This window comes from Kribbella aluminosa (genome assembly GCF_017876295.1).
GTDB classification, from domain to species: Bacteria; Actinomycetota; Actinomycetes; order Propionibacteriales; family Kribbellaceae; genus Kribbella; species Kribbella aluminosa.
Map to the genome: position 1 here is coordinate 542,928 of NZ_JAGINT010000002.1, position 24,510 is coordinate 567,437.

General features: G+C 68.2%; 26 protein-coding genes and 2 pseudogenes. 12 read left to right on the forward strand and 16 right to left on the reverse strand.

Annotated features, from left to right (window positions below; all coding sequences use genetic code 11):
• Positions 1 to 74: 74 nt before the first annotated feature.
• Positions 75 to 401: a PadR family transcriptional regulator gene (locus JOF29_RS23940; RefSeq protein WP_209696713.1), complete on the forward strand. Its 327-nt coding sequence runs from the start codon at positions 75 to 77 to the stop codon at positions 399 to 401.
• On the opposite strand, the gene JOF29_RS23945 is transcribed toward JOF29_RS23940, so the two are convergent.
• Genes JOF29_RS23945 through JOF29_RS23960 form a run of 4 tightly spaced genes read right to left on the reverse strand, consistent with a single transcriptional unit; the run spans position 381 to position 2,368 of the window.
• Positions 381 to 1,019, reverse strand: a complete 639-nt coding sequence (locus JOF29_RS23945; RefSeq protein ID WP_209696714.1) for a permease prefix domain 1-containing protein — start codon at positions 1,017 to 1,019, stop codon at positions 381 to 383. The genes JOF29_RS23940 and JOF29_RS23945 overlap by 21 nt on opposite strands.
• Before the next feature lie 29 nt (positions 1,020 to 1,048).
• Complete coding sequence (locus JOF29_RS23950; RefSeq protein WP_209696715.1) at positions 1,049 to 1,441, reverse strand: DUF2784 domain-containing protein; 393 nt, start codon at positions 1,439 to 1,441, stop codon at positions 1,049 to 1,051.
• 25 nt (positions 1,442 to 1,466) lie between these two features.
• Positions 1,467 to 2,120: a GNAT family N-acetyltransferase gene (locus tag JOF29_RS23955; RefSeq protein WP_209696716.1), complete on the reverse strand. Its 654-nt coding sequence runs from the start codon at positions 2,118 to 2,120 to the stop codon at positions 1,467 to 1,469.
• A gap of 47 nt (positions 2,121 to 2,167) precedes the next feature.
• Positions 2,168 to 2,368 (reverse strand): hypothetical protein, encoded by a 201-nt coding sequence (locus JOF29_RS23960; protein WP_209696717.1) that lies wholly within the window; start codon positions 2,366 to 2,368, stop codon positions 2,168 to 2,170.
• A 189-nt stretch (positions 2,369 to 2,557) separates the two neighbouring features.
• On the opposite strand from JOF29_RS23960, the gene JOF29_RS23965 reads away from it, so the two are divergent.
• The 5 genes from JOF29_RS23965 to JOF29_RS23985 all read left to right on the forward strand — a co-directional run bounded on the left by JOF29_RS23965 (position 2,558) and on the right by JOF29_RS23985 (position 6,938).
• Positions 2,558 to 3,868: an aminotransferase-like domain-containing protein gene (locus JOF29_RS23965; RefSeq protein ID WP_209696718.1), complete on the forward strand. Its 1,311-nt coding sequence runs from the start codon at positions 2,558 to 2,560 to the stop codon at positions 3,866 to 3,868.
• A 132-nt stretch (positions 3,869 to 4,000) separates the two neighbouring features.
• A complete protein-coding gene (locus tag JOF29_RS23970) occupies positions 4,001 to 4,948 on the forward strand; it encodes a D-alanine--D-alanine ligase family protein (RefSeq protein ID WP_209696719.1) in 948 nt (315 codons plus the stop codon).
• A gap of 5 nt (positions 4,949 to 4,953) precedes the next feature.
• A complete protein-coding gene (locus JOF29_RS23975) occupies positions 4,954 to 5,772 on the forward strand; it encodes an SURF1 family protein (protein WP_209696720.1) in 819 nt (272 codons plus the stop codon).
• A complete protein-coding gene (locus JOF29_RS23980; protein ID WP_209696721.1) occupies positions 5,769 to 6,116 on the forward strand; it encodes a DUF3817 domain-containing protein in 348 nt (115 codons plus the stop codon). The genes JOF29_RS23975 and JOF29_RS23980 overlap by 4 nt, the downstream gene beginning before the upstream one ends.
• A gap of 42 nt (positions 6,117 to 6,158) precedes the next feature.
• Positions 6,159 to 6,938, forward strand: a complete 780-nt coding sequence (locus JOF29_RS23985; RefSeq protein WP_209696722.1) for a class I SAM-dependent methyltransferase — start codon at positions 6,159 to 6,161, stop codon at positions 6,936 to 6,938.
• 157 nt (positions 6,939 to 7,095) lie between these two features.
• On the opposite strand, the gene JOF29_RS23990 is transcribed toward JOF29_RS23985, so the two are convergent.
• The 9 genes and pseudogenes from JOF29_RS23990 to JOF29_RS24030 form a co-directional block, all read right to left on the reverse strand.
• The gene (locus JOF29_RS23990; protein WP_209696723.1) at positions 7,096 to 8,064 is read right to left on the reverse strand and encodes a ParB/RepB/Spo0J family partition protein; all 969 of its coding nucleotides are present in this window, start codon (positions 8,062 to 8,064) and stop codon (positions 7,096 to 7,098) included.
• Between the two features lie 130 nt (positions 8,065 to 8,194).
• Positions 8,195 to 9,130, reverse strand: a complete 936-nt coding sequence (locus tag JOF29_RS23995; RefSeq protein WP_209696724.1) for a ParA family protein — start codon at positions 9,128 to 9,130, stop codon at positions 8,195 to 8,197.
• A 500-nt stretch (positions 9,131 to 9,630) separates the two neighbouring features.
• The gene (gene rsmG / locus JOF29_RS24000) at positions 9,631 to 10,302 is read right to left on the reverse strand and encodes a 16S rRNA (guanine(527)-N(7))-methyltransferase RsmG (protein WP_209696725.1); all 672 of its coding nucleotides are present in this window, start codon (positions 10,300 to 10,302) and stop codon (positions 9,631 to 9,633) included.
• Positions 10,303 to 10,428: 126 nt separating this feature from the next.
• A complete protein-coding gene (locus tag JOF29_RS24005; protein WP_425557243.1) occupies positions 10,429 to 10,953 on the reverse strand; it encodes a Jag family protein in 525 nt (174 codons plus the stop codon).
• A 308-nt stretch (positions 10,954 to 11,261) separates the two neighbouring features.
• Positions 11,262 to 12,185: pseudogene (gene yidC, locus JOF29_RS24010) on the reverse strand (membrane protein insertase YidC); the annotation flags it as partial.
• A 66-nt stretch (positions 12,186 to 12,251) separates the two neighbouring features.
• Positions 12,252 to 12,566 carry a membrane protein insertion efficiency factor YidD gene (gene yidD / locus JOF29_RS24015; protein ID WP_307863642.1) on the reverse strand — a complete coding sequence of 105 codons (315 nt, stop codon included), beginning with the start codon at positions 12,564 to 12,566 and terminating at the stop codon, positions 12,252 to 12,254.
• On the reverse strand, positions 12,563 to 12,904 hold the full coding sequence (gene rnpA, locus JOF29_RS24020) for a ribonuclease P protein component (protein WP_209696727.1): 342 nt from the start codon (positions 12,902 to 12,904) through the stop codon (positions 12,563 to 12,565). The genes yidD and rnpA overlap by 4 nt, the downstream gene beginning before the upstream one ends.
• 26 nt (positions 12,905 to 12,930) lie before the next feature.
• The gene (gene rpmH, locus JOF29_RS24025) at positions 12,931 to 13,068 is read right to left on the reverse strand and encodes a 50S ribosomal protein L34 (RefSeq protein WP_130386492.1); all 138 of its coding nucleotides are present in this window, start codon (positions 13,066 to 13,068) and stop codon (positions 12,931 to 12,933) included.
• A 1,370-nt stretch (positions 13,069 to 14,438) separates the two neighbouring features.
• Positions 14,439 to 15,386: a hypothetical protein gene (locus JOF29_RS24030; protein ID WP_209696728.1), complete on the reverse strand. Its 948-nt coding sequence runs from the start codon at positions 15,384 to 15,386 to the stop codon at positions 14,439 to 14,441.
• Positions 15,387 to 16,022: 636 nt separating this feature from the next.
• Between JOF29_RS24030 and dnaA the strand changes: the two are divergent.
• The 6 genes and pseudogenes from dnaA to JOF29_RS24060 form a co-directional block, all read left to right on the forward strand.
• Positions 16,023 to 17,056, forward strand: a pseudogene (gene dnaA / locus JOF29_RS46045) (chromosomal replication initiator protein DnaA); the annotation flags it as partial.
• Between the two features lie 456 nt (positions 17,057 to 17,512).
• Positions 17,513 to 18,658 carry a DNA polymerase III subunit beta gene (gene dnaN, locus JOF29_RS24040; RefSeq protein ID WP_209696729.1) on the forward strand — a complete coding sequence of 382 codons (1,146 nt, stop codon included), beginning with the start codon at positions 17,513 to 17,515 and terminating at the stop codon, positions 18,656 to 18,658.
• A gap of 26 nt (positions 18,659 to 18,684) precedes the next feature.
• Positions 18,685 to 19,605, forward strand: a complete 921-nt coding sequence (gene gnd / locus JOF29_RS24045; RefSeq protein ID WP_209696730.1) for a phosphogluconate dehydrogenase (NAD(+)-dependent, decarboxylating) — start codon at positions 18,685 to 18,687, stop codon at positions 19,603 to 19,605.
• A 1-nt stretch (position 19,606) separates the two neighbouring features.
• The gene (recF, locus tag JOF29_RS24050) at positions 19,607 to 20,746 is read left to right on the forward strand and encodes a DNA replication/repair protein RecF (RefSeq protein ID WP_209696731.1); all 1,140 of its coding nucleotides are present in this window, start codon (positions 19,607 to 19,609) and stop codon (positions 20,744 to 20,746) included.
• Positions 20,739 to 21,302: a DciA family protein gene (locus JOF29_RS24055; RefSeq protein ID WP_209696732.1), complete on the forward strand. Its 564-nt coding sequence runs from the start codon at positions 20,739 to 20,741 to the stop codon at positions 21,300 to 21,302. Before recF ends, JOF29_RS24055 begins: the two co-directional genes overlap by 8 nt.
• A gap of 48 nt (positions 21,303 to 21,350) precedes the next feature.
• Entirely contained in the window at positions 21,351 to 22,685 is a 1,335-nt protein-coding gene (locus tag JOF29_RS24060; protein ID WP_209696733.1) for a hypothetical protein, read from the forward strand.
• 8 nt (positions 22,686 to 22,693) lie between these two features.
• Here JOF29_RS24060 and JOF29_RS24065 read toward each other — a convergent pair whose 3' ends face one another.
• Genes JOF29_RS24065 through JOF29_RS24075 form a run of 3 tightly spaced genes read right to left on the reverse strand, consistent with a single transcriptional unit; the run spans position 22,694 to position 24,494 of the window.
• Positions 22,694 to 23,254 carry a hypothetical protein gene (locus JOF29_RS24065; RefSeq protein ID WP_209696734.1) on the reverse strand — a complete coding sequence of 187 codons (561 nt, stop codon included), beginning with the start codon at positions 23,252 to 23,254 and terminating at the stop codon, positions 22,694 to 22,696.
• Positions 23,251 to 23,859, reverse strand: a complete 609-nt coding sequence (locus JOF29_RS24070) for a hypothetical protein (RefSeq protein WP_209696735.1) — start codon at positions 23,857 to 23,859, stop codon at positions 23,251 to 23,253. Before JOF29_RS24070 ends, JOF29_RS24065 begins: the two co-directional genes overlap by 4 nt.
• A complete protein-coding gene (locus JOF29_RS24075; RefSeq protein WP_209696736.1) occupies positions 23,856 to 24,494 on the reverse strand; it encodes a Brix domain-containing protein in 639 nt (212 codons plus the stop codon). Before JOF29_RS24075 ends, JOF29_RS24070 begins: the two co-directional genes overlap by 4 nt.
• Between the last annotated feature and the right edge of the window lie 16 nt (positions 24,495 to 24,510).

Here is a 24,510-nt window from a genome sequence, read left to right on the forward strand (position 1 = left end):
TCGGTGATCCTCGATGAGTAGAACGGCTACATGTTGCATCTCGAAGGCAACAGACATATGAGTAGACTGGCTACATGAAGGCGGATGCGTTGCGTGGGCACCTGGACCCGATGATCCTGGCGGTCGTCGAGGCCGAACCGCTGCACGGTTACGCGATCATGGAGGCGCTGCTGCAGCGCAGCGGCGGCGAGCTCGACCTGCCGACCGGGACGCTCTACCCGGCGCTGCGGCGCCTCGAGCGAGCGGGGTACCTGGCCAGCGAGTGGAGCACGGTCAGCGGGCGGAAGCGGCGTACGTACCAGCTCACCAGCTCCGGCGTGAAGATGCTCGCGTCCGGGAAGCAGGAATGGTTGACGTTCCGGGCCGTGGTGGAAGGGGTGCTACGCCCGGGCCAGGCGTAGACCGCGCGCAGCCTGGACGCTGACCAGCGCCAGCGGCAGGACGACGAACGTCCCGACCACGCCGAAGGCGGGCACGCCCGGAGCATGGGAGCTGGTTGCCGCCATCAGTACGCCGGTCCCGGCGACCAGCGCGGATCCCACCAGCGCGAAGTGGGCCGTCACGCGGCTGAGGTGCTCACGCACCACGGGATAGCGGACGCCGATCCCGGTCGCCAGTACGGCGAGCAGCGCGCCGGCGATCACCACACCGCCGACCGTGCGGACGACCGTTTGCAGCAGGTCGTTGAGGGCACCCGCCGATTCCGGCTCCTGGGTCCAGATCCACGCGCCGCCCTGCCACACGATCGGCTGGATCATCAGCGCGAACAGCAGCATCATCGCGGTCCGGCGACTCTGGCTGATCGCCAGCTCGGCACGGTAGCCCGGCACCACGTCGGACAGCTCACCGAAGTCGGCGACCGCCTCCCGCTCCGCGTCGTACCGCTCGTGTCCGTCCGCCTCGAACGCCTCGGTCGCGTCGGTCAGGTGGTCGCGGGCCTCGGCCAGCAGGTCCGCCTTCCGGCGCCGCGGCCCGCTGAGCGCCCTGCTCAGCGCAGCGAGGTAGTCGTCGATCGGCACCCTTCAAGTATGCGGAGCCGGATCCCGGCTCACGTCCGGGGTCCCACTGAGTCACCCCTGACCTTCGCCTTCTGCCGATGCCGTACGACGAAGAACCCGACATAGGCGATCACGACGACGGCGAAGCCGACTTGTGTGACGAGGGGCGTCGCGCCCACCGGCCACAGATGGCCTTCGAAGTAGTGCCGAACGAAGCCGCCCCGGTACCTGCTCTCGCCGCCCAGGCGCCGGAAGTACTGCTCGGTCGCGGTCACCGGGCAGGTGAAGCTCACCAGGGTGATGACGACGTTCCACACGACGATGGCGAGGTGGAACCAGATCAGCCGCGGCCACCGCCAGGCGAGGAAGCCACCGGCGAGGAAGAACAGCAGGAGAGCGCCGTGCACGACCGCCACCAGGTCGGCCAGCGCACGCCACGTCATGGGGCCTCCCGTCCTGGACTGAGGGCTACTCCGGGCCTGACCGGAGCGCATCCCGGACGGTCACCGGCGCCGACGGCGACTTCTCCGGCCGGATCGCGCCCATCAGCCGCTCCACCGCCGCCTCCATCTCGCTCCGCCAGGTGATCGCGGACCGCAGGTCCAGCCTCAGCCGCGGAGTGCGCGGATGTTCCCGGACCACCCCGAAGCCGACCGCCCGCAGGAACTCCGTCGGCCACACGCAGCTCGGCCCGTCCCAGCGCGAGTCCCCGAACGCCTCCACGGCCCGGAACCCGCGCTTCAGCACGTCCTTCGCGATCGCCTGCACGAGGATCTTGCCGAGCCCGAGCCCCAGGTACCGCGGCAGGATCCGCCCCGTCGCCAGTACGACGGCGTCCGGGCTGACCGGCGCGGTCGGGAACGCCTGAATCCGCGGCAGGTACTTCGCCGGCGCGTACACGGCGAACCCGGCCGGCTCGTCGTCGACGTACAGCACGATCCCGGCGGTCCCCCAGTCGAGCAGCAACTGGGACAGCCAGGCTTCCTTCTCGAGCGCGGTGTCGCCGTTGCGGACCGCCTGCCGGGCAGTGACCGGGTCGAGCTCCCAGAACACACAGTCACGGCACGGCACCGGTAGCTCGTCGAGATTGGCGAGCGTCAGCGGTTCGAGCCGTCGGGCCATCAGCGCATCCGATCAGCGGTACGGGCTGTTAGTTTGCTCACGGTGCGTCAGTGCGCCGCTGGTTCGGCCGCCGGCTCCGGTACGGCGGACGGGGTCCGCGCGTCCGGCGTACGGGTCGCCTCCGGGGCGACGTACCGCTGCTGCACCTTGGCGGCCGGTTGCCGCCTGAACAGCTCGCCGGCGAACCCGGCCAGCACGCCCAGCAGCAGACCACCGAGCGTCCAGCCGGCTGTCCTGCCCACGCTCATCCTGAATCCTTCCGGTTCCACCTCTCAGGCCGCACCGCACCGCCGGCTGTCTCAACAGCCAGATTCCGGCATGGTCGAACCTGCCCCTATAAGGCATGGTAGTGAGAGGTCACGCCGATCCCCAGCCCCGACTGAGGTCTGTCGTCGTAACCTGGTGACTTCCCCCTCGATCACCGTTGGAGTGCCCTCGTGAGTGCTGACGTGCCCGATGTCCGGCAGACCCGTCTCGACAACTACGTCGAGGCGTACGCAGCCCGGACCAAGGGCATGACCGCATCGGAGATCCGCGCCCTGTTCTCGGTCGCCAGCCGGCCCGAGGTGGTCTCGCTGGCCGGCGGCATGCCGAACATCGCCGGCCTGCCGCTCGACGTGGTCGGCGGCGCGGTTCGCGACCTGGTGATCGACAACGGCGCCGTCGCGATGCAGTACGGCTCCGGTCAGGGCGATCCGACGCTGCGCGACCAGATCTGCGACATCATGCGGCTCGAGGGCATCGAGGCGCACCCCGACGACGTCGTGGTCACCGTCGGCAGCCAGCAGGCTGTCGACCTGGTGACGCGGGTGTTCTGCGACCCGGGCGACGTCGTGATCTGCGAGGCGCCTTCGTACGTCGGCGCGCTCGGGGTCTTCCGTGCGTACCAGTGCGAGGTCGTGCACGTCGCGATGGACGACGACGGCGTCGTACCGGAGGCGCTCGAGCAGGCGATCGCGTCGGTGCGGGCGGCCGGCAAGCGGATCAAGTTCTTCTACACGATCCCGAACTTCCACAACCCGGCCGGGGTCTCGCTGTCCGACGAGCGGCGCGCGCGGGTGCTGGAGATCTGCCAGCGGGCGAAACTGCTGGTGCTGGAGGACAACCCGTACGGCTTGCTCGGCTTCGAAGGTGAGCCGCAGCAGGCGTTGCGGGCCGCGGATCGCGAAGGCGTCATCTACCTCGGCTCGTTCTCGAAGACGTTCGCGCCCGGGTTCCGGGTCGGGTGGGCGGTCGCGCCGCACGCCGTCCGGGAGAAACTCGTGCTGGCACAGGAGTCCGCGACCCTGTGCCCGCCGACCTTCAGTCAGCTCGCCATCTCGTCGTACCTGATCCGGCACGACTGGATGGGGCAGGTGAAACAGTTCCGCGAGATGTACCGCGAGCGCCGGGACGCGATGCTCGCGGCGCTGACCGAGAAGATGCCAGCGGCAACGACCTGGACGCGGCCGCGGGGCGGCTTCTACGTCTGGCTGACCCTGCCGGAAGGGCTGGACGCGAAGGCGATGCTCCCGCGGGCGGTCACGGCACGGGTCGCGTACGTGCCCGGGACCGCCTTCTTCGCCGACGGTTTCGGCTCCCAGTGCATGCGGTTGTCGTACTGTCATCCGACGCCGGAGCGGATCACCGAGGGTGTCGGCAGGCTGGCCGCGGTGATCAACGAGGAGCTCGAGCTCCGGGAGACCTTCGGCCCGCTGCCCCCGGGCGCCGGGCGCGACTACGACGCTCCGGGGCCGGAGCTGACTTAGGTACCTCCGCAAAGGTTGCGCAAGGGACCAACGGGTGGCCGGGGGTCCGTGTTGCGGTAGGGGTACCGTTCCAGTGGGCCTCGGGGCCGGCGACCGCGCCGGAGACGCCCACGAGTGATCGGGATATTTGTGATGAGTGATCTGGGTCGAGTGCTGGTTCTGGCCGGCGGTCTGTCGCACGAGCGCGACGTCTCGCTGCGCTCCGGCCGCCGCGTGGCGGACGCTCTGCGCAGCGTCGGCGTCGAGGTCGAGCAACGCGACGTCGATGCCTCCCTCGTCGATCGGTTGCGCGAGGATCCACCGGACGCGGTCTTCCCCGTCCTGCACGGCGTCACCGGCGAGGACGGCGCCCTCCGCCAGGTCCTCGACCTGTACGGCGTTCCGTACGTCGGTGCCGACGCGGCCGCATGCCGTACGGCGTTCGACAAGCCGGTCGCGTCGACAGTCGTCGGCAATGCGGGGCTGCACGCTCCGGCGTCGGTGGTTCTCGGGCACGACACGTTCCGGGAGCTCGGTGCGGCCGCGCTGATGGCGGCCGTCGTCGAGCAGATCGGGCTGCCGCTGGTGGTGAAGCCGGCGCGCGGTGGTTCGGCGCTCGGCGCTTCGATCGTGCGGTCGGCCGACGAGCTGCCCTCGGCGATGGTGAACTGCTACGCGTACGGACCGGTCGCGCTGATCGAGCAGTACGTCGATGGCACCGAGGTGGCCGTGACGGTCGTCGACACGGGCGACGGGCCGCGGGCGCTGCCTGCGGTGGAGATCCGCCCGGACTCCGGGTTCTACGACTACGAGGCGCGGTACACGGCCGGCGCGACGCAGTTCGTCGTACCCGCGCGGCTGGATCCGGAGGCAGCCGGTGCGTGCGCCGCAGCGGCCGTCCAGGCGCATCAGGCGCTCGGTCTGCGGGACTTGTCGCGGACGGACCTGGTCGTCGACGCAGCCGGCGTTCCGTGGTTCCTGGAGGTCAACGTGGCGCCGGGCATGACGGAGACATCGCTCGTCCCGCTCGCCGCGGAGGCTGCCGGGATCGAGCTCGGTGTGCTTTGCCGCGACCTGCTGGCCACGGCCGCCGCCCGCTGACGCTGATGTCCGACCCTGCGCCCCAACCCCTCTGGCGGACGGCTGTTCAGGCACGGTGGCTCGGGATCCTCGCTCTCGCGCTGGCGATCGCTGCGGTGATGACTGCGATGGGGGTCTGGCAGCTCGGCGTGTACAGGTCGAAGACCGCGACCGCGACGGCGGAGCGTGCGGCGGCTGCGCCGGTTCCGTTGCAGTCGCTGTTCTCGATCGACGACGGTCTGCCCTCGAAGGCGGTCGGGCGACAGGTCACGATCAGCGGCACCTGGGGACCTTCCGCCGATCAGGTGTTCATGTCGGATCGCCTGCAGGACGGAAAGTACGGGTTCTGGGTCGTCTCCCCGCTGAAGCTCTCAGACACCGAGGCGGTGATGATCGTCCGCGGCTGGGTCCCGTCCGTGTCCGACCCGGCCGTCAAGGCTCCCAGTGGCCCGGTGACGCTGACCGGCGCGGTGGTCGCCTCGGAGGCCGAGGACTCGTCGGACGACGCCGCGAAGGGACGGGTGCTGTCGTCGCTGCGAATCCCGACGATCGTGCACCTGGTGAAGTACCGGGTGTACGACGCGTTCGTCGTACAGACCTCCGCGGCCGGTACGTCGCCCGCGCCGGCCGCCGTCGTACCGCCTCCGCCGCCGACCGATCACGCCGGCCTGCGGAACGTGGCGTACGCCTTCCAGTGGTGGATCTTCGCCGCATTCACGCTGTGGATGTGGGGCCGGATGGTGCTGGACGCCCACCGCTCCCCCGACGACGACAGCGATGCTGATTCGGCCGAGGGCGACCGGGGCGAAGCGCCAGTGGAGCCAAGCGGTACCGTTTCAACGTGACTTCCTCTGCCGACCCCGCCACCTCCGCGCCGCCGATCACTCCGGCCGTCCGCGGCGCGCTGACCCGGTACCGCGTGATCGCGTACGTGGTGGGCGTGATGCTGCTCCTGCTGGTGTTCCTCGCGATGCCGCTGAAGTACTTCGGCGACAACCCGGGCGCCATGAACGTCATCGGCCCGCTGCACGGCTTCCTGTACGTCGTGTACCTGCTGCTGACCTTCGACCTGTTCCGCCGGGTGCGGTGGTCGTTCCCGCGGCTCGTCCTGATGGCGCTGGCCGGCACGATCCCGTTCCTGTCGTTCTACGCCGAGCGCAAGACGTCGCACGAGCTCCTCGGTCGCTAATCCCGTTGTGCTGCGGCGGTGCGCGGCCCTAGCGTCGCCTGCATGCTGCACGACATCACGGAGTCGAACCGCGCCAGCTGGAACCAGATCCACCATGCCCGCCCTGGCGAGCCCGCGTCGTACTTCGCTGCGGGTGGCTCCACCCTCACGGAAGCGGAGCTCGCCGCGGCGGGCAATGTTCGTGGCCGCCGGGTCCTGCAACTCGCCTGCTCGTGTGGCGACGAAGTCCTGTCCTGGGCACGGCTCGGGGCCTCCGTCACCGGCGTCGACATCTCCGAGGTCGCGCTCGCGATGGCGATCGAGAAGTCAGCGGCAGCAGGGATCTCGGCCGACTTCGTCCGCGCCGACATGCTGGCGCTACCCGAGTCGCTGACGGGCTTCGATCTGATCTACCTGAGCTGGGGCGCGGTCTGTTGGCTCCCGGACCTGGACGTCTTCGCCACCTCGGTCGCCGCCCGTCTTATTGCCGGCGGCTCGGTCCTGATCGCCGAACATCATCCGGCCTGGGAAACCCTCGCGGTCCGCGGGCCGAGCCAACTCGAGGTCACTGCCGACTACTTCGGTCGCACGACCCCACTCGCCGCCGTCGAGAACTCCAAGCGACCGACCGGCGCCCGAGACAATCCGGATGCCCCCAGCTTCACGGCCTTCATCTGGCCGCCGAGCGATGTCATCACCGCCCTCCTGAAGGCCGGCCTCACCCTCACCAGGTTCGAGGAAGCTCCGGATCCTGACAGCTACCTCGGACTCGGTCCGGCGGCCTCCGCACTCCCCGCCACCTACCTGATCCGGGCGACTCGCAATGTTCCACGTGAAACATGACTTTGTCGACAAATCACTTTGCCGAGATAACCCTGTAGTTTGAACAGCGAACTATCTCGCTGAGCGTCATCCTAAGCCGCCGCGACCGACTTACATCCCTGTGATTTCCGGCCCGGTCGCCGCAGAATCAGGGCGCTGACTCGGCGTGTCGGGCTTGTCAGGACCCGTTCTGCTTGTTCGGGTCCATCAGCGTGACAATCCGCTCCAGATCGTCGAGCGATGCGAACTCGACCGTGATCTTGCCCTTGGTCTTACCGAGGTCGACCTTCACCCGGGTCTCGAACCGATCCGACAGCCGATCGGCGAGATCGACGAGCCGCGGAGCGACCGGCTTGTTGCGGCGCCGCGGAGCAGCGGCCTCCTCGGCGTTCATGTCGCCGAGCGCAACGATCTCCTCGACGGTACGGACCGAGAGCCCCTCGGCGACGATGCGCTGTGCGAGCCGCTCGATCGCATCCCCACTCGGAAGGCCGAGCAGCGCCCGCGCGTGACCGGCAGACAGTACGCCGGCGGCGACGCGCCGCTGCACCGAAGCCGGCAGTTTCAGCAGCCGCAGCGTGTTGGAGATCTGTGGACGCGACCGGCCGATCCGGGTCGCGAGGACTTCCTGCGTGCAGCCGAAGTCGTCGAGCATCTGCTGGTAGGCCGCCGCCTCTTCCAGCGGGTTCAGCTGGCTACGGTGCAGGTTCTCCAGCAGTGCGTCGCGCAGCATCGCATCGTCGGACGTCTCGCGAACGATCGCGGGGATCGTCGTCAGCCCGGCCAGCTGGGTAGCGCGCCACCGGCGCTCGCCCATGACCAGCTCGAACTTGTCGTCCTCGAGCCGCCGGACGACGATCGGCTGCAGCAGACCGATCTCCTTGACCGAGTGGACCAACTCGTCCATCGCGTCCTCATCGAAGACGGACCGCGGCTGCTTCGGGTTCGGCGTGATCTTGTCGACGTCGATCTCGGCGAACGACGCGCCGGGGACCGCGGCGAGCTCCGGCTCCGTCGATGCCTGCGGCGCCGTCGACATCGGGGGTGCCCCCGGGATCGAGTTCGACTTGCTGCCGAGGGTCGTGGTGCCAGGGGCCGGCGAGCTGGGGATCAGCGCACCAAGTCCGCGTCCGAGTCGGGTGTTCATCGCGCTCCCTCGAGTTCGACATCCTGCTGAGCTACTGCTGGACTATCACAACGCCCAACGGGTGCCGCCACTCGCACTCTGGCCCCCGTGGTCCGTTTCACGTGAAACGCTGCCACACAACGCAAGGTACTCAGGCGTTGTTCCGCATGGCGATCTCGCGCGACGCCTCCAGGTACGACAGCGCGCCGGCCGAGGCCGGGTCGTACGCGAGCACGGTCTGCCCGTGGCTCGGAGCCTCCGAGATACGCACCGAGCGCGGCACGGCGGTCCGCAGTACGGCGTCCTTGAAGTGCCCCCGTACTTCGGCCGCGACCTCGCCGGCCAGCTTCGTGCGCGCGTCGTACATGGTCAGCAGGATCGTCGACACGTCCAGGCCTGGGTTCAGGTGCGACTTCACCATGTCGATGTGGCGGAGCAGCTGGGACAGCCCCTCGAGCGCGTAGTACTCGCTCTGGATCGGGACCAGGACCTCGCGCGCCGCGGTCAGCGCGTTCACCGTCAGCAGGCCGAGCGACGGCGGGCAGTCGATGAAGACGTAGTCGTACTTCTCTCCCGCGGTCTCGGTCTCGGCCAGGAAGGCCTCGAGCACGCTCTTCAGCCGGCTCTCGCGGGCCACCAGGCTGACGAGTTCGATCTCGGCACCTGCCAGATCGATCGTCGCCGGGATCACCTGGATCCCGGGGTGCTCGGCGCAGGGCTGGATCAGCTTGCTCAGCGGCTCGCCCTCGATGACCGCCTCGTACACACCCGGCGTACCTTCGGCGTGCTCGATGCCGAGGGCCGTCGACGCGTTGCCCTGCGGGTCGAGGTCGATGACGAGGATCTTCGCGCCGTACAGCGCGAGGCCGGCCGCGACGTTCACCGTCGTGGTGGTCTTGCCGACGCCACCCTTCTGGTTGGCGACGACGAACACTCGGGTCTCGGCGGGCAGCGGGAACTCGCGGCCCATTGTGCGTCCTTCATTCACCAGCAGGGTCCGTTCGGTCGCGGCGGCGATCGGAGTCTCGAGGAGTCGTCGCTGAAGCTCGTCCGTCGTGGCCCGCGCGGCGATCTGTGCGGCAGTCATAGCGCCCATTCCAATAGGTGCGGGACTCGGCCCGAAGAGGATGTCTGTAGGGGTCGGGGCGGGTCTACCCCCAGCTCCGTCCACAGGCTTCTGTGGACGAATTCCCGTGTGCAGGGGCAGTTTCATGCGGTGGTCATCCACAGGCGGTGGAGACTCCGAGAGGTCCGTCTCGGCGTCCACCAGTGGCGTCGACTCGGAACCGGAATCATCATCTCGCATCTCCGGCGTTTCACGTGAAACAGCACGGGTCTCATCAGCACTTGGTACGTCGAGACCGGCAGCCGCAGCAGCCCGCAGTCCCGAAGTGTCAATCGGAGGCACGACGGCCGCGCGTTCGGTGGTGACCGGGGGCGCCGGTGCCGGGGAGGTGTCGGGAGCGGGCTCCGGAGTCACCACACGAACGGCACGGTCCGCTTCGGTCGGCCAGCCGATGCCCTGCGATGGGCTCGGCTCACCGGTGCTCTTCTCGGGCCATCCGAGGGCACGACTCACCAACCCGCTCACCTCCCGTGTCGTCCGTGCCGGGATCCCCCTGCAGCACGTCCGGCCACAATACTCACCACAGTCGTGGGGAGGGCCAGTTCATCGCCGCCGAGTTGGTGAATATGACAAACCTCTGCACCAAGCTTCATCAATTCGCGTTCTGAGGCGTCCAGTTCCTCCTCCGCGGACGCACCTTTCATCGCCAGCATCAGGCCGCCCTCGACACAGAGCGGCAGGCACCAGCGCGCCAACTTGGCCAGCGGAGCGACCGCCCGGGAGGTGACCACGTCGTACGACGCCGGCGGCAGATCCTCGGCCCGCGCCCGCACCACGCGCGCATTGTCGAGCTCCAACGCGTCCACGGCCTCCTGGAGGAACGTCGTTCTCCGGAGCAGCGGCTCAACCAGGTCCACCTGGAGATCCGGCCGCACGATCGCGAGCACGATCCCCGGCAGCCCCGCACCGGTGCCGACATCGGCCACCGAAGACTCCTCCGGGATCAGCCGCTCGACGACCGCACAGTTCAGCAGGTGTCGGTCCCAGAGCCGCGGAACCTCGCGCGGGCCGATCAGTCCGCGCAGGGTGCCTTCGGTCGCCAGCAACCCGGCGTACGCCGAAAGCCGGACCGCCGCCCGTGGGAACAGCTTGTCCACGAGCGGCGGCGTTTCACGTGAAACGTCCTCGGTCACGGGGCCTCCCGGCCTGGACTGCGGAGCGGAGGGAGCGACGCGACCAGAGCGACGAGGGAGGGCCGGGAGCAACAGCCCGATGACCCGCCGCGCCGGAGGCGCGGCATCTGCAGGGTCATACGGTCGTCACGGCTGGACCACCACGCGCCGGCGCGGCTCCTCACCCTCGGACTCCGACGTCAGGCCGGCGGCCGCAACGACGTCGTGGACGACCTTGCGCTCGAACGGAGTCATCGGGTCCAGGCGCACCGGCGTACCGGTCGCCTTGGCCTCTTCGACCGCCTTGCGGCCGACCTCTTCGAGCTCAGCCTTCCGGTTCGCCCGGTAGTTCGACACGTCCAGCATGAGCCGCGAGCGCTCGCCGGTCTCCCGGTACACGGCCAGCCGGGTCAGCTCCTGGAGCGCCTCCAGGACCTTGCCGTTCTCACCGACCAGGTTGTTGAGCTCGGCGCCGACGATCGAGACCGCGGCCCGGTCACCGTCGATGTCCATGTCGATGTCGCCGTCCAGATCAGCGATGTCGAGAAGTTCCTCGAGGTAGTCGGCCGCGATGTCGCTCTCCGCCTCGAGTGCCTTCAGGCGCTCCGACGCGGAGCTCTTCGGGCTGGCGGACTCGTCAGCCGTCTCGGTGTTCTGCATGCCGTCGGTCACGGCCACTCCTTCATAGTGTCAAGATCCGCCCCACGGGGACCCAGGATCGTCAAAGAAAGGGATTGCGGCGCGCAGTGTCAGCGCGAACCGCCGGAGCGCTTCTGCGCCGCCTTCTTCTGCGCGGCCGACTTCGCCGCCGGCTGGCGCTTGGCTCCCGACCCCTTCTTGCCGGCCGGCTGCTTCTTGGCAGCACCAGCCTGAGTCTGCTTGGGTGCGTCCTGCTTCGGCGTCGCGTCCTGCACAGCCGGAGCGTCCGCGTCCTCAGCGGACGTCTGGCCGTTGCTGGACGCGGTCGTCCCCGGACCACTCTTCCGGTCGCTCCGCGACTGCCGCTTCGGCTGCTGCCGCTGCGCCGGCCGCCGGTCGGGCATCTCGGTGTCAGTCGCCGCGCCCGCGGTACCCGGGACGTTCTCGTCGGCCGGGCGGCCGTGGCGCAGGTTGTGCTCACGCTTGCGGGCCTGCATCGCGTCGTACGCCGGAGTGCCCGGAGCCGGGTTGCGGCGGATCACGTAGAACTGCTGGCCCATCGTCCACAGGTTCGAGATGAACCAGTAGATCAGCACGCCGATCGGGAAGTTGAAGCCACCGACCAGGAAGAAGATCGGGAAGACGTAGAGCATGACCTTCTGCATCTGCGCCGCCTGGCCGGTGAGGGCCTCCTTCGGCATGTTCTTGCGCATCAGCTGCAGCTGCGTCGTGAACATCGTGGCGGTCATCAGGATGATCAGCACGATCGCGACAACCTTGACGTTGCCGGAGCCGGAGCCGCTCGCCTTCAGGAAGGTCTGCGAGATCTCCGCACCGAAGATCTTCGCGTGCTGCAGGGAGTTGACGTACGGCTTCATGATCTCGCTGTGCCACTGGCCCTTGGCCGCGTAGTCGAGCACCCGGAACAGCGCCAGGAAGATCGGCGACTGCAGCATCAGCGGCAGGCACGAGGAGAACGGGTTGGTCCCGGTCTCCTTGTACAACTTCATCGTTTCCTGACCGAGCTTCTCCCGGTCATGGCCGTACTTCTTCTGCAACTCCTTCATCTTCGGCTGCAGCAGCTGCATGTTCCGGCTGGAACGGATCTGCCGGACGAACAGCGGGATCAGGATGGTCCGGATCACGATCGTCAGGCCGGCGATGGACAACGCCCACGCCCAACCACCGTTCGGGTCGAGCACCTGGCCGAGCAGCCAGTGCCACCCGACCAGCAGCGCCGATACGGCCCAGTACAGCGGCGTCATGACCGTGTTGAACAGATCTACGATCCCGTCCCACACCGCGAGCCCGGGGATGGCCAGAAGAGTCACTCACACACCTCGCTGCACAGGCCCGGCGTCGGCTGACGATCCGGGCTGGTTGGCGGAGACAGACTCTCCGCGCTGGTCGACATCTTTGGGGGGAACGGGGTCGTAGCCTCCGGGGTTCCACGGGTGGCAGCGGAGAAGTCGCCTCACCGCCAGCCAGCTACCGCGCACCGCACCGTGGCGCTCGACCGCTTCCAGGGCATACGCCGAACAACTTGGGTAGAACCTGCAGACCTGCCCGTACATCGGGCTGATCAGCAGGCGGTACAGCTTCAGAAAACCTATGATCCCGCTGCGCACGGGATTGAACCGCATCATGACTTCGACAATCGACGGAACGCCTCGTCGACGTCGGCGACCAGCTCGTCGTACGACGCCGCGGCGGACGACGGCAGTGCGCGGACCACCGTCAGACTGCCGGCCGGCAGCTCCGGGATCCGCGCTGCCATGACAGCACGCAGACGGCGGTGGACCCGGTTCCGCTGAACCGCGTTGCCCACCGCCTTGTTCACAACGAATCCGACGCGCGGGGGGCCGGTGTGACCGGCCTCGAACAGCACATGCAGGACCACCGCGCGTCGCGCCGCGCGCCGTCCGGACCGGACGGCGCGACGGAAGTCGTCGGACCGGACGAGCCGGTTCGACGCGGGCAACACGAGGTGGACACCGTCAGACGGGTCGCTCAGGCCGCGAGGCGCTGACGACCCTTGCCACGGCGGGCGGCGATGATGGCGCGACCCGCACGGGTACGCATCCGAAGACGGAAGCCGTGCTTCTTGTGCCGGCGACGGTTGTTCGGCTGGAACGTCCGCTTGCTCACTGGAATGACTCCGGTTACTCGAGATCACAATTTGTCGACAAATCCACTGATTGGATCTGCCCGGGTGCCTGTCCTGCACACCGTCGGAGAACCAGACGAGGGTTCCGCAGCGAGCGCAGCACGAAAGGGCCGGCTCAACACCGACCGATCCACGGTACGTGGCTCCCTGTGGACAGGTCAAACCAGGTATCCCCAGAGTTTTCCACAGGCTTGTGGACAGCATAGTGGGTAACTGGTTGCCGGACGGCTCGTCACTGTCCGGACCGGGTGGCGACACAGAGCGATCGCGAACCATGACTACGCTCCGGCGTCTACCCGACACGCCGCAGGTTGCCCCCAATTTCCTGTTCATAGCCTGTGGATGACGGCTTGTAGGTGGCTGGTCAGACTTGTTAGCGTCACTCCCTCACAGCAGAGGTCCCACACCCCGCAATCGGTAACCAACCTGTCCCGGCAGTCGTTCACAACTGTGGACAACCGTGTGGACAGAGCGGAGGCACGGTGTCGGGTCGAACGGTCGCGCAGCCCGGATTCCTCCGGATCGCGCCGGCCACCGCAGCGATGGATTCGGGGAGCAACGCGTGGTCGAGGACCATTCCGCCAGTGCGGAATTCACACCGGCGGAATTCACGGCAAGCGAGTACCGGACGGATTACCACGCCGCCCGCCGGCAGGATCTGCGGCCCGAGCCCGACGCCGACATCCGTCCCGAACCCGAAGCGAACTTCCGTACCGAGGTCCCGCCCGCTCCGGAGCCCCGGCCGCGCACCGAAGCCCTACCCCGCAGCGAGCCGACACCCCGCACAGAGCCAGCACCCCGACCGGAGCCGACACTCCGTACAGAGCCCACACCCCGAGCGGAGCCCGCACCTCGTACAGAGCCGACGCTCCGTACGGAGCCGGCACCTCGAGCGGAGCCCACACCCCGTCCGGAGCCCGCGCCTCGTCCGGAGCCCGCGCCTCGAGCGGAAACGCGGCGCCGTACCGACTCGATGCCGCAGGCCGAGACCCTGCCGATCACGCTGCCGGAGCCTGGGCCGCGGATGGATCCTGGTGACTACCTGAGCCCGTCGCTCCCGATCCCGATGCCCGAGCCGTCGGCCTTCGGGTACCGTCCCGCGCCGCCACCGGCGCCGTACGGCTACCGGTCCGAGCTCGAACGTGCGGCCACCGATCTCCCGGCCGGCCCACCCATGCCCACCGCAGGTACGACGTACTTCGGCGCGGCCCCAGCCGTCGGCAACTACCGCCACCCCGACCCGGGCACTGCCTGGGGAACGGCGGATTGGGGTACCGGCAGCGTCAATGCAGCTGGCTCGGCACCGAACGAGGGCGAGGCACGTGTGGACAACGTATCCACCAACCAGTGGTCATCCGACGACAACCCCCCGCAGCCCCAGCCCGCTGCCGACCGGACCGAGGCTCCAGAACACGCCACACCTGGACAGCCGCCGTCCGACCAGCACCCCGTCGCCGTCGACCAGCACCCGGTCGACCAGCAGCAGATCGGGCAGCAGCAGGTCGGCCAGCAGCAACCGCAGCACCAGGTCAATCCGCAGCCGACCGAGCAGCACGCGACGCACCAGGCGCACGAGCAGGCCCAGCACGAGCACCAGCCCAACCTCCAGCAGCAACCGCCGGAGGAGCACACCACGCTGGACCCGCAGTCCCACCAGCACGCTCCACACCAGCCTGCTCGACAACAACCGGCCCCACAGCCGGTCTCCCACCAGCCCCCACCTGAGCAGCACCAGCTGCACCACCAGGGCCACATCCCACAGCAGCAGATCCCCGGGCAGCAGGCCCCGGACCAGCAGACCCACGTGCAGCAGGTTCCCGAGCAGCAGGTCCCGGAGCAGCAGGTTCCCGAGCACCAGGTCCCGGAGCAGCACGCCCCGGAGCAGCACGCCCACGGGCAGCAGGCCCCGGAGCAGCAGCAAGTCGCACAGCAGCCACACCAGCAGACCCAGCAACCGCACCAGCAGCCGCTGCAACAGGCCGCACATGAGCCCGCGACACACCCGCAGCAGACCCAGCCCACCACGCAGCAGCAAGCTGAGCAGCAGCCCGTCGTGCAGCCGCGCGCCCAACAGGCACAGCAACCTCCTGCGCAGCAGCCCGTCGTGCAGCAGCACGCTCACCAGGCACAGCAACCGCCTGCTCAGCAGCAGATGACGCAGCAGATGCAGCAACAGGTCCAGCAACCTGCCACTCAGCAACAGATGCAGCAGCAGGTGCAGCATCCCGGCGCTCAGCAACAGATGGCTCAGCAGCCGACTCCGCAGCAGCACCTGCAGCAGCAGCAGCCGCAGCTGCATCAGCCGCGTGTCACCGAGGTCGCGCCAGCAGTCACAGACCTAGGTGAAGCCTGGGCCCGCGTACTCGCCGGCCTGCCGCCGAACCAGCGTGCCTGGCTGACCAACTCGCGCCCGGTCACCCTCCACGAGAGCACGGCGATCGTCGCGGTCCCCGACGACTTCACCCGCGGCCAGTTAGAGACCCGCCTCCGACCGGACCTCGAGCGGATTCTCACCGAGAGCTTCGGCCGCGACATCCGGATCGCCGTCACCGTCGACCCGTCCCTGGACCCCGAGCAGCAGGCCCCCCAACACCAGCAGCCGCAACACCAGCAGCCCCAGCACACGCTGCAACAGAACCCCCTGCAACAACCGCAGGCCCCGCAGCAGCAGTACACGCAACAGCCGGCCCAGCAGCCCGTACAGCAACCCCCTGCCATACGCGAGCCACTCCGCACCGACGGCGCGTACCAGCCGACCATCCAGTCCGCGCTGACCGATCCGGACAACAGCCCGCACTACAACCAACCGCCCGCGCAGCAGCACTACCAGCAGCAGGCCCAACAACAGCAGAACCCGTTCGGCCAGCCGCTGGGCTCGGTCGCTCCGCCGCCGAACGGTTCCAGCCAGCCGGCCACGGAGGCGCAGGGCGAGGCACGCCTGAACCCGAAGTACACCTTCGAGACCTTCGTCATCGGCAGCTCGAACCGGTTCGCGCACGCGGCCGCCGTCGCGGTCGCCGAGGCACCGGGCAAGGCGTACAACCCGCAACTGATCTACGGCGACTCCGGTCTGGGCAAGACCCATCTCCTGCACGCGATCGGCCACTACGTCCGCAGCCTCTACACCGGGGGCCCCGCGTGCGGTACGTCTCCAGCGAAGAGTTCACCAACGACTTCATCAACGCGATCCGCGACGACAAGGCGTCCCAGTTCCAGCGCCGGTACCGCGATGTCGACGTACTGCTGATCGACGACATCCAGTTCCTGGAAGGCAAGATCCAGACCCAGGAAGAGTTCTTCCACACCTTCAACACGCTGCACAACGCGAACAAGCAGATCGTGATCAGCTCCGACCGGGCACCGAAACGCCTGGAGGCCCTGGAGGATCGGCTGCGGAACCGGTTCGAGTGGGGTCTGATCACCGACATCCAGCCGCCGGACCTGGAGACCCGGATCGCCATCCTCCGGAAGAAGGCGGCCACCGAGCGGCTGACCGCGCCGCCGGAGGTGCTGGAGTTCATCGCGTCCAAGGTGCAGACCAACATCCGTGAACTCGAAGGTGCGCTGATCCGCGTCACCGCGTTCGCCAGCCTGAACCGGCAGCCGGTCGACCTGAGCCTCGCCGAGATCGTGCTCAAGGACCTGATCCCCGAAGGCAGCAAGCCCGAGGTGACGGCCAGCATGATCATGGGCCAGACGGCGTCGTACTTCGGGCTCTCGATCGACGACCTGTGCGGTTCGAGCCGCAGCCGCGTCCTCGTGACGGCCCGCCAGATCGCGATGTACCTGTGCCGCGAGCTGACGGATCTCTCGCTGCCGAAGATCGGTCAGCAGTTCGGCGGCCGCGACCACACGACCGTGATGCACGCGGAGCGGAAGATCCGGCAGCTGATGTCCGAGCGACGCAGCGTTTTCAACCAGGTGACCGAGCTGACGAACCGCATCAAACACCAGGCGAAGCAGCAGTAGCGGCACCACACAGGCTGGGGACACAGCTGTGGAAAACTGTGGGTATCGCCGTGGAAAGGTCGGTCGATCCTGTGGATTGGCTGTGGGGACAGAATTCTTCGTCCACGGCTGTCCCCAACCAAAGCGAGGACTGTCCACACGGCGTCCACATGGCAATTCGTGGTCTGACCTGCGAACTCGCCGCTTTTCCACACTATCCACCGGTGCTAAGAACACTATGGAATCTATAGAGAGCTCGAAGGCCACAAAACGATCGAGCGGCCCGATCTGGGGAAAACCCCGATCTCGCGCCGGCTTGCGGGACCTGTCAGGCTGTTCCCGAAGGCACCAGCAGCACGACCGGTACGACGCCGACGCGACCCGCCCGAAGCGCCACGTCTGGCCCGAATGGCGCACAGCACACTTGTCCGTGGCAGGATCTGCCTGGCACACAGCCGAAACAGGAGGCACCCAGCGGTGAAGTTTCGCGTCGAGCGCGACGTACTGGCCGAATCGGTGGCCTGGGCCGCGCGCAGCTTGCCCAGTCGACCCAGCGTCCCGATCCTTGCCGGCCTTCTGGTCGAGGCCGAGGACGGGCAGATCACTCTGTCCGGCTTCGACTACGAGACCTCCGTCCGGGTGACGGTGCCCGCACAGGTGGCGGATCCCGGCAAGTGCCTGATCTCCGGCCGGCTCGTCGCCGACATCTCCAAGAGTCTTCCGAACCAGCCCGTGGACATCGCAGTAGACGGCGCGAAGGTCCAAGTCACCTGCGGCAGTTCGCGCTTCACGCTCCAGACGCTTCCCACAGAGGAATATCCGGCCCTGCCGACGCTTCCGGCGGCCAGCGGCACGGTGAAGGCCGACGTCTTCGCCCAGGCCGTCTCACAGGTCGTCACGGCCGCTGGGCGCGAGGACACGTTGCCGGTGCTGACCGGTGTCCGGGTCGAGATCGAGGGCTCGACGATCTCCCTGCTCGCCACCGACCGCTACCGGCTGGCGATCCGCGAGCTCGAGTGGAACCCGGAATCCCCCGACGCGTCCGCGGCCGCGTTGGTCCCGGCCCGCGTACTGTCCGAGACCGCCAAGGCGATGACCGGCTCCGACGTGACCGTCTCGCTGGCCGCTCCCGGCACCGGCGACGGCATCGTCGGCTTCGAGGGCCAGGTGTCCGGCGGCAACCGCCGCGCCACCACGCGACTGCTGGACGGCGAGTTCCCGAAGGTCCGCGGCATCATCCCGAACGACGCCTCGATCGCGACCCGGGTGCGGATCGACACCGCGTCCCTGGTCGAGGCGGTCAAGCGGGTCGCTCTGGTCGCCGAGCGGAACGCCCCGGTCCGGCTGACCTTCGAGGAGGACAGCGTGACGCTGGACGCCGGCAGTGGCGACGAGGCGCAGGCGTCGGAGTCGCTGGAGGCACGGGTGGTCGGCGACCCGGTGACCGTAGGCTTCAATCCGACGTACCTGCTGGACGGTCTCGGTGCGATCGGTACGCCGGTCGCGCATCTGGCGTTCACGCAGGCGACGAAGCCGGCCGAACTGACCGGTGTGCGGGACTTCGACGGCGAACCGATCAGTGAGTTCCGGTACGTGCTGATGCCGGTCCGCCTGAACAGCTGAAAAGCCAACAGAACAAGGGGATTCAGATGGAGCTCGGCCTTGTCGGTCTCGGCAAGATGGGCGGCAACATGCGCCAGCGGATCCGCAACGCGGGCCATACCGTGGTCGGATTCGACAACAACCAGGAGATCTCCGACTCCAAGGACCTTGCCGACATGGTCGGCAAGCTGACCGCCACCGATCAGCCGAAGGTCGTCTGGGTGATGGTGCCGGTGCAGGCCATCGACCCGGTCGTCACGGAGCTGGCCGAGCTGCTCTCCCCCGGTGACATCGTCATCGACGGCGGCAACAGCCGCTGGACCGACGACACCCGCCGTGCCGCCCAGTTGGCCGAGAAGGACATCCGCTTCGTCGACTGCGGCGTCTCCGGCGGCGTCTGGGGCCTGGAGAACGGCTATGCGCTGATGTGCGGCGGCGCCAAGGACACCGTCGACGTGGTGATGCCGATCTTCGAGGCGTTGAAGCCCGAGGGCGAGTTCGGCTTCGTGCACGCCGGCAAGGTCGGCGCCGGGCACTTCTCGAAGATGGTCCACAACGGCATCGAGTACGGCATCATGCAGGCGTACGCCGAGGGCTACGAGCTGCTCGAGGTCTCGGACATCGTGGAGAGCGTGCCGGAGGCGTTCCAGTCCTGGCGCGAGGGCACCGTGATCCGGTCCTGGCTGCTCGACCTGCTGGTGAACGCACTCGACGAAGACCACCACCTGGAGAAGATCCGCGGGTACGCCGACGACTCCGGTGAGGGCCGCTGGACCGTCGAGGCCGCGATCGACCTCGCCGTACCGGTGCCGGCGATCTCCGCGGCGCTGTTCGCCCGGTTCGCGTCCCGGCAGGACGACTCGCCGGCGATGAAGGCGATCGCCGCGATGCGGAACCAGTTCGGCGGTCATGCGGTGAAGGGCGCCGAGGCCGCCGACCCGTCGTACGCCACTCCACCCAAGCACTGAGGTGTACGTCACCGCCCTGGGTCTGCTCGACTTCCGGTCCTACCCGCAGGCGGAGGTCCAGCTCGATCCGGGCGTGACGGCCTTCGTCGGGCCGAACGGCCACGGCAAGACCAACCTGGTCGAGGCGATCCACTACACCGCGACCCTCGGCTCGCACCGGGTGGCGAACGACGCGCCGCTGGTGCGGGCGGGCGCCACTCGGGCGATCGTGCGGACCGAGATCCGCAGCCAGTACGACCGGGACGTGGTCGTCGAGCTGGAGATCAACCCGGGCAAGGCGAACCGGGCCCGGATCAACCGCTCGCCGGTCCCGCGGCCGCGGGAGGTGCTCGGGCTGCTGCGGACCGTGCTGTTCGCGCCGGAGGATCTGGCGCTGGTGAAGGGCGATCCGTCCGAGCGGCGCCGGTTCCTCGACGAGCTGCTGACGCTGCGCGCGCCGCGGATGGCCGGCGTACGGCAGGACTACGACCGGGTGCTCAAGCAACGGAACTCGTTGCTGCGGAGCGCCTCGCAGGCCCGCCGGCAGAACCGGACGAGTGCCGCCGAGGGGCAGTTGCGCACGCTCGAGGTCTGGGACTCACACCTCGCCCGCTCCGGCGCCGAGCTGCTTGCCACTCGGCTCGAGCTGCTGGAAGCCCTGCGCCCGTTGGTCTCCAGCTCGTACGACGCTGTTGCCCGCGGCAAGGGTGATGCGCGGCTGGAGTACAAGTCGTCGGTGCTGCTCGAGCCAGGGGTGGTGTCCCGCGAGCAGCTCGAGGACGTACTGCTCGCGGCCGTCCAGGAGAAGCGCCTGGACGAGCTGGAGCGCGGGGTGTCGCTGGTGGGGCCGCACCGCGACGACGTCGTACTCGGGCTCGGCGACTTGCCGGCGAAGGGGTACGCGAGTCACGGTGAGTCCTGGTCGTTCGCGCTCGCGCTGCGACTGGCGTCGTACGAACTGCTCCGCGCGGACGGAGGTGAACCGGTGCTGATCCTCGACGACGTGTTCGCCGAGCTGGACTCGCAGCGCCGGGACCGGCTGGCCGAGCTGGTCGCGCCGGCCGAGCAGGTGCTGGTGACCGCGGCGGTCGGTGCTGACGTGCCCGCTGAGCTCAGCGGCGCACGCTTCGAGGTGGGTGAAGGGGTCGTTCAGCGTGTCTGAACCCCCGGATTCCTCCGAGAGCGTCCCCGAGAACGACGCAGCGACCGAGGAAGAGCACGACAAGCAGGGCCTGGATCTGGCCAAGTCGCTGGCGGGCAGGCTCAAGCAACAGGCGGCGAAGGGCGGCTTCAAGCCGGTCAAACGCCGCCGCCGGCCGCGGATCGGCGGCGCCCAGATCAGCAGCGCCCGCCCCGACGACCGCGATCCCCAGCGCCTGACGAACACCCTCGGCCGCCTGATGCGCGACCAGGGCTGGGAGGTCGACGTCGCGGTCCACGGCGTGATGGCCCGCTGGCAGACCATCGTCGGCCCCGAGATGGCCGAACACTGCAAACCGGAGTCGTACGACGACACCGTGCTCACCGTCCGTACGTCGTCCACCGCCTGGAAGGTCCAGCTCGACCTCCTGGTCCCCCAACTCCTCTTCCGCCTGAACGCCGAACTCGGCGAAGGGACCGTCACCCAGGTCAAGGTCCTCGGCCCCAACACCTACACCTGGCGAAAAGGCACCCGCACAGTCCGCGGCGGCCGCGGCCCCCGCGACACCTACGGATAACGGCCTGGGTTGCTGGTAGGACCCACGCCTCCCCTAGGATCAGGCGCGATGCGCACGCTCGTTGACGGTTTTCGCGAGATGGTCCACCTGATCGGGGATACGTTCCGGCTCTGGTGGAAGAACCTGCTGCCCATGACCGTCTGGTGGGCCGCGGGTTTCGTCGGCTTCACGGTGTGTTCGCAGGGCGCGATCTGGCTGGCGCAACACCGGCATTCCAGTCTCGGTACCGGGCTGTTCGCGGTCGGCGTACTGCTTCAGATCACCGCGTCCGTCGGCATGATCCGGACCTGCGCGATGTCGCTGTACCGCTGGCGGGACGCGGCGAGCAGCGACGCCGAGGAAACCTCGGACCCGACGCAGCGCGGGCTGCTGGAGCTGCTGGCGGTCACGCTGCTGCCGCTGGTCGCGGTCTGGTCGGCGTGGGGCTTCTTCGACCAGCAGGTCAGCCAGCTGAGCGCGACGTACATGATCCAGGTCGGTACGCAGTCCTCGTTCTTCACGCTCGGCAACCACAACTGGCACGGGTACCTGCCCGCGCTGATCATCCTGCTGGTGCTCCGCCGGGTCCTGCAGAGCGTCGACGACCGCTGGCCGAGCCGCCCGGTGAAGTTCGCCCAGGTCTGGGCCGAGGCGTTCTTCGTGCTGCTCACCTTCGTGATCACGCCGTTCGCGATCGCGGACGGCAAGAACTGGGTCAAGGACCGGAGCTTCTGGTACTGGTCGCTGGACTGGTGGGACGGCCTCAAGGGCTTCTTCGAGAAAATCCACATCCCGATCCCGGCCGGCATCGAGTTCCTCTGGGGCTTCTTCTGGGAGACCCTCTGGCCGCTGTTCAAGCTGGGCGTCGCCGAGCCGCTGACGTGGCTCGCGATCACCACGGTGGTCTTCGGTCACCGGGTACTGTCGAGCGGTGGAGTCTTCCGCGGTACCCGGCTGGAGCGCCGGCTCGGTGCGCAGTCGGAGCAGCAGGAGGAGCCGCAGCGCGGCCGGTTGATCGGTCTGACGTACAAGGCGCCGGACCTGCTGCTTGGCGGTCTACGGGAGAAGTTCTACCCGGCGATCAACGCGTTCCGGCTGCTGATCCGGGTCGGCCCGGTCTTCCTCGGCGTGGTCTGCCTGGTCTACACGTTCTGGCTTCTCGGGCAGGACTGGGCGTTCGTCGCGCTGCAGCGGCTGATCGGCCTGCATGGCGAGCACTGGGGGCTGATGAACCACGAGATCGCCACCACGATCCAGGACCTGGTGTTCGAGCCGCTGCGGATCGCGCTGCTGGCGGCCGCGTTCGACCTTTGCATCTCGGTCGGCAACGAGCGGCGCACCGAGGCCGTCGCGATCGCCGGAGCCAAGAAGCCGACGCCGGAGCCGGCTCCCGCGAACGCCTGAACCCCGGATCAGGGGGTGATCAGCACCCGCTTGTGGACGTAGAAGTCCTCGGTGGTCAGACCGACCAGGTTCGGTACGTCGCTCCGCGGCACGACGAAGATCTTCGCGATCTTGGCCGGCTTGTCCATCGTGAACGGGTGGTCGCTGTCACCGCAGTACGTCGGCAGCGGGTAGCCGTACGCCTGCTGGTCCTTCCAGGTGTTGCCCTTGTCGTCCCGCAACACAGCGTCGCACGTGAACCCGTGGTCCTTGAGGTAGAGGCCAGGCTTCGGTGTCACGGTGATGGTCGCCAGCACGACCACGGTGCCGGCCGGGCCGTCGAGCTCGATCGGCTCGCCGTCCCCGTTCAGGATCTTGGTGTAGACCTTCAGCGAGTCGAGCTTCCACTCGACGTTCGCGATCGTGACCGGTCCCTCGCTGACGACCTGGTCGATCCGGCCCTGCTTGTAGAGTCCCTCGTCGTCGCTCAGGTAAGGGCGGAGCAGGACGAACGTTCCGACGCCGAGGAGCGCCAGGAGCAACGTGATCTGGATGACCATCCGGCTCACCCGGCTCGCGAGGACGTTCATGACGCCACCCGGGTGACGGCCGGTTGCACGACGTACTGCTCCTCGGCGCTGTCGATCATCTGCTGCGCGATCGAGTCGGTCGGGATCCCCAGATCGACGCGGATCTCGGAGTTGTACACCGTGAAGAACATCGTTGGCTTGAGCCGCAGGGTGAGGCCCTTCAGGTCGGCCGGGTTGGCCTCGAAGACCGCCGCGCCGGTGCGCGCGAAGCCCGCGTCCGGAAAGCTGATGCCGGCCTCGGACGGGTCGCTGACCTCGGCGTACACACTGCCGCCATCGGTCATCAGCGTCGGGGTGAACGATTCCGGGTCGGCGACGCCGCGAACCGAGTCCCACTCGACGGCGATGAAGATGCCGTTGGTGTCGATCGGTTTGTCATCGCTGCTCGCCCGGCCGCTGAGCAGTTTCTGCGCGAATTTGATCCGGGTCACCTTGATCGTCGAGCCGCTCCCCGTCCACGGCAGCACCTGGCCGATGGTGCCGTGCACGACCTTCAGGTTCGAGTCGTTGCCATAGACCGCATCGGGCTCGGCCAGCCGAGCCACCCCGGCGAGCAGCACGAACAGCAGGCCGACCAGGATGGTCGCGGGGCGGTACAGCTTCATTTGCTCTTCCCGTCGTCGATCACGACAGTCGGCTTGAGCCGCACGACCGCAGCCGCGTCCGGGCTCTGCCAGTAGGGCTTGTCGACCAGACCGAGGGCCGCGTTGTCACTCTCGTAGTGCTCCTGCAGTACGCCGATTTCGACGACGTCGGCGGTGAAGTTCGGGCCGACGTCGAACTTGGTGCTGCACTCCTCTGGGGGCAGGCCGTAGACCAGTACCCAGCCCAGGTGGTCACTCTTACAGGAGTCGCCATTGGACTCGATCAGGTCGGCGCCGCCGCCGGGCACGAATCGGATCATGTTGCCCTGCACCGAGTCGCTCTTCTGTTCCTCGGAGTCGATGTTCTTTGCGGTGAAGTAGACCTTCAGGCTGGCCTCGGCCTTGCTGTACTTCGTCTTCGGCTTCCGGACGATCTCCGCCTTGGTGAACGTGTACTCGAACCGGCCGGCGGTGACCGTGGCCGGGGCCTCGAGGGTCGGGACCGTGCGGCCCTTCTTCTCTTTCCAGCCGCCGGCCGCCAGGATCACCAGGATCGCCGCGATGAGGAGGGCGATCACCAGCAGCCAGACTCGCCGGTGCCGGTGAATCACCCGGTCGGCGATCATCGCATCGATGACCTCGTCGAGACTCTCCACGGCTGCGATCCTAAGG

Coding starts and splice junctions, on each gene's coding strand:
- JOF29_RS23975 (WP_209696720.1), top strand. CDS start 4,954: ATGTCCGACCCTGCGCCCCAACCCCTCTGGCGGACGGCTGTTCAGGCA.
- JOF29_RS23970 (WP_209696719.1), top strand. CDS start 4,001: ATGAGTGATCTGGGTCGAGTGCTGGTTCTGGCCGGCGGTCTGTCGCAC.
- JOF29_RS23950 (WP_209696715.1), bottom strand. CDS start 1,441: ATGACGTGGCGTGCGCTGGCCGACCTGGTGGCGGTCGTGCACGGCGCT.
- JOF29_RS23990 (WP_209696723.1), bottom strand. CDS start 8,064: ATGAACACCCGACTCGGACGCGGACTTGGTGCGCTGATCCCCAGCTCG.
- JOF29_RS23960 (WP_209696717.1), bottom strand. CDS start 2,368: ATGAGCGTGGGCAGGACAGCCGGCTGGACGCTCGGTGGTCTGCTGCTG.
- gnd (WP_209696730.1), top strand. CDS start 18,685: ATGGAGCTCGGCCTTGTCGGTCTCGGCAAGATGGGCGGCAACATGCGC.
- JOF29_RS23985 (WP_209696722.1), top strand. CDS start 6,159: ATGCTGCACGACATCACGGAGTCGAACCGCGCCAGCTGGAACCAGATC.
- JOF29_RS23995 (WP_209696724.1), bottom strand. CDS start 9,130: ATGACTGCCGCACAGATCGCCGCGCGGGCCACGACGGACGAGCTTCAG.
- JOF29_RS23940 (WP_209696713.1), top strand. CDS start 75: ATGAAGGCGGATGCGTTGCGTGGGCACCTGGACCCGATGATCCTGGCG.
- JOF29_RS24060 (WP_209696733.1), top strand. CDS start 21,351: ATGCGCACGCTCGTTGACGGTTTTCGCGAGATGGTCCACCTGATCGGG.
- JOF29_RS23955 (WP_209696716.1), bottom strand. CDS start 2,120: ATGGCCCGACGGCTCGAACCGCTGACGCTCGCCAATCTCGACGAGCTA.
- JOF29_RS24030 (WP_209696728.1), bottom strand. CDS start 15,386: ATGCAGCTGCGGCTGCTGCTGCTGCAGGTGCTGCTGCGGAGTCGGCTG.
- yidD (WP_307863642.1), bottom strand. CDS start 12,566: ATGATGCGGTTCAATCCCGTGCGCAGCGGGATCATAGGTTTTCTGAAG.
- JOF29_RS24070 (WP_209696735.1), bottom strand. CDS start 23,859: ATGAAGCTGTACCGCCCCGCGACCATCCTGGTCGGCCTGCTGTTCGTG.
- JOF29_RS24065 (WP_209696734.1), bottom strand. CDS start 23,254: ATGAACGTCCTCGCGAGCCGGGTGAGCCGGATGGTCATCCAGATCACG.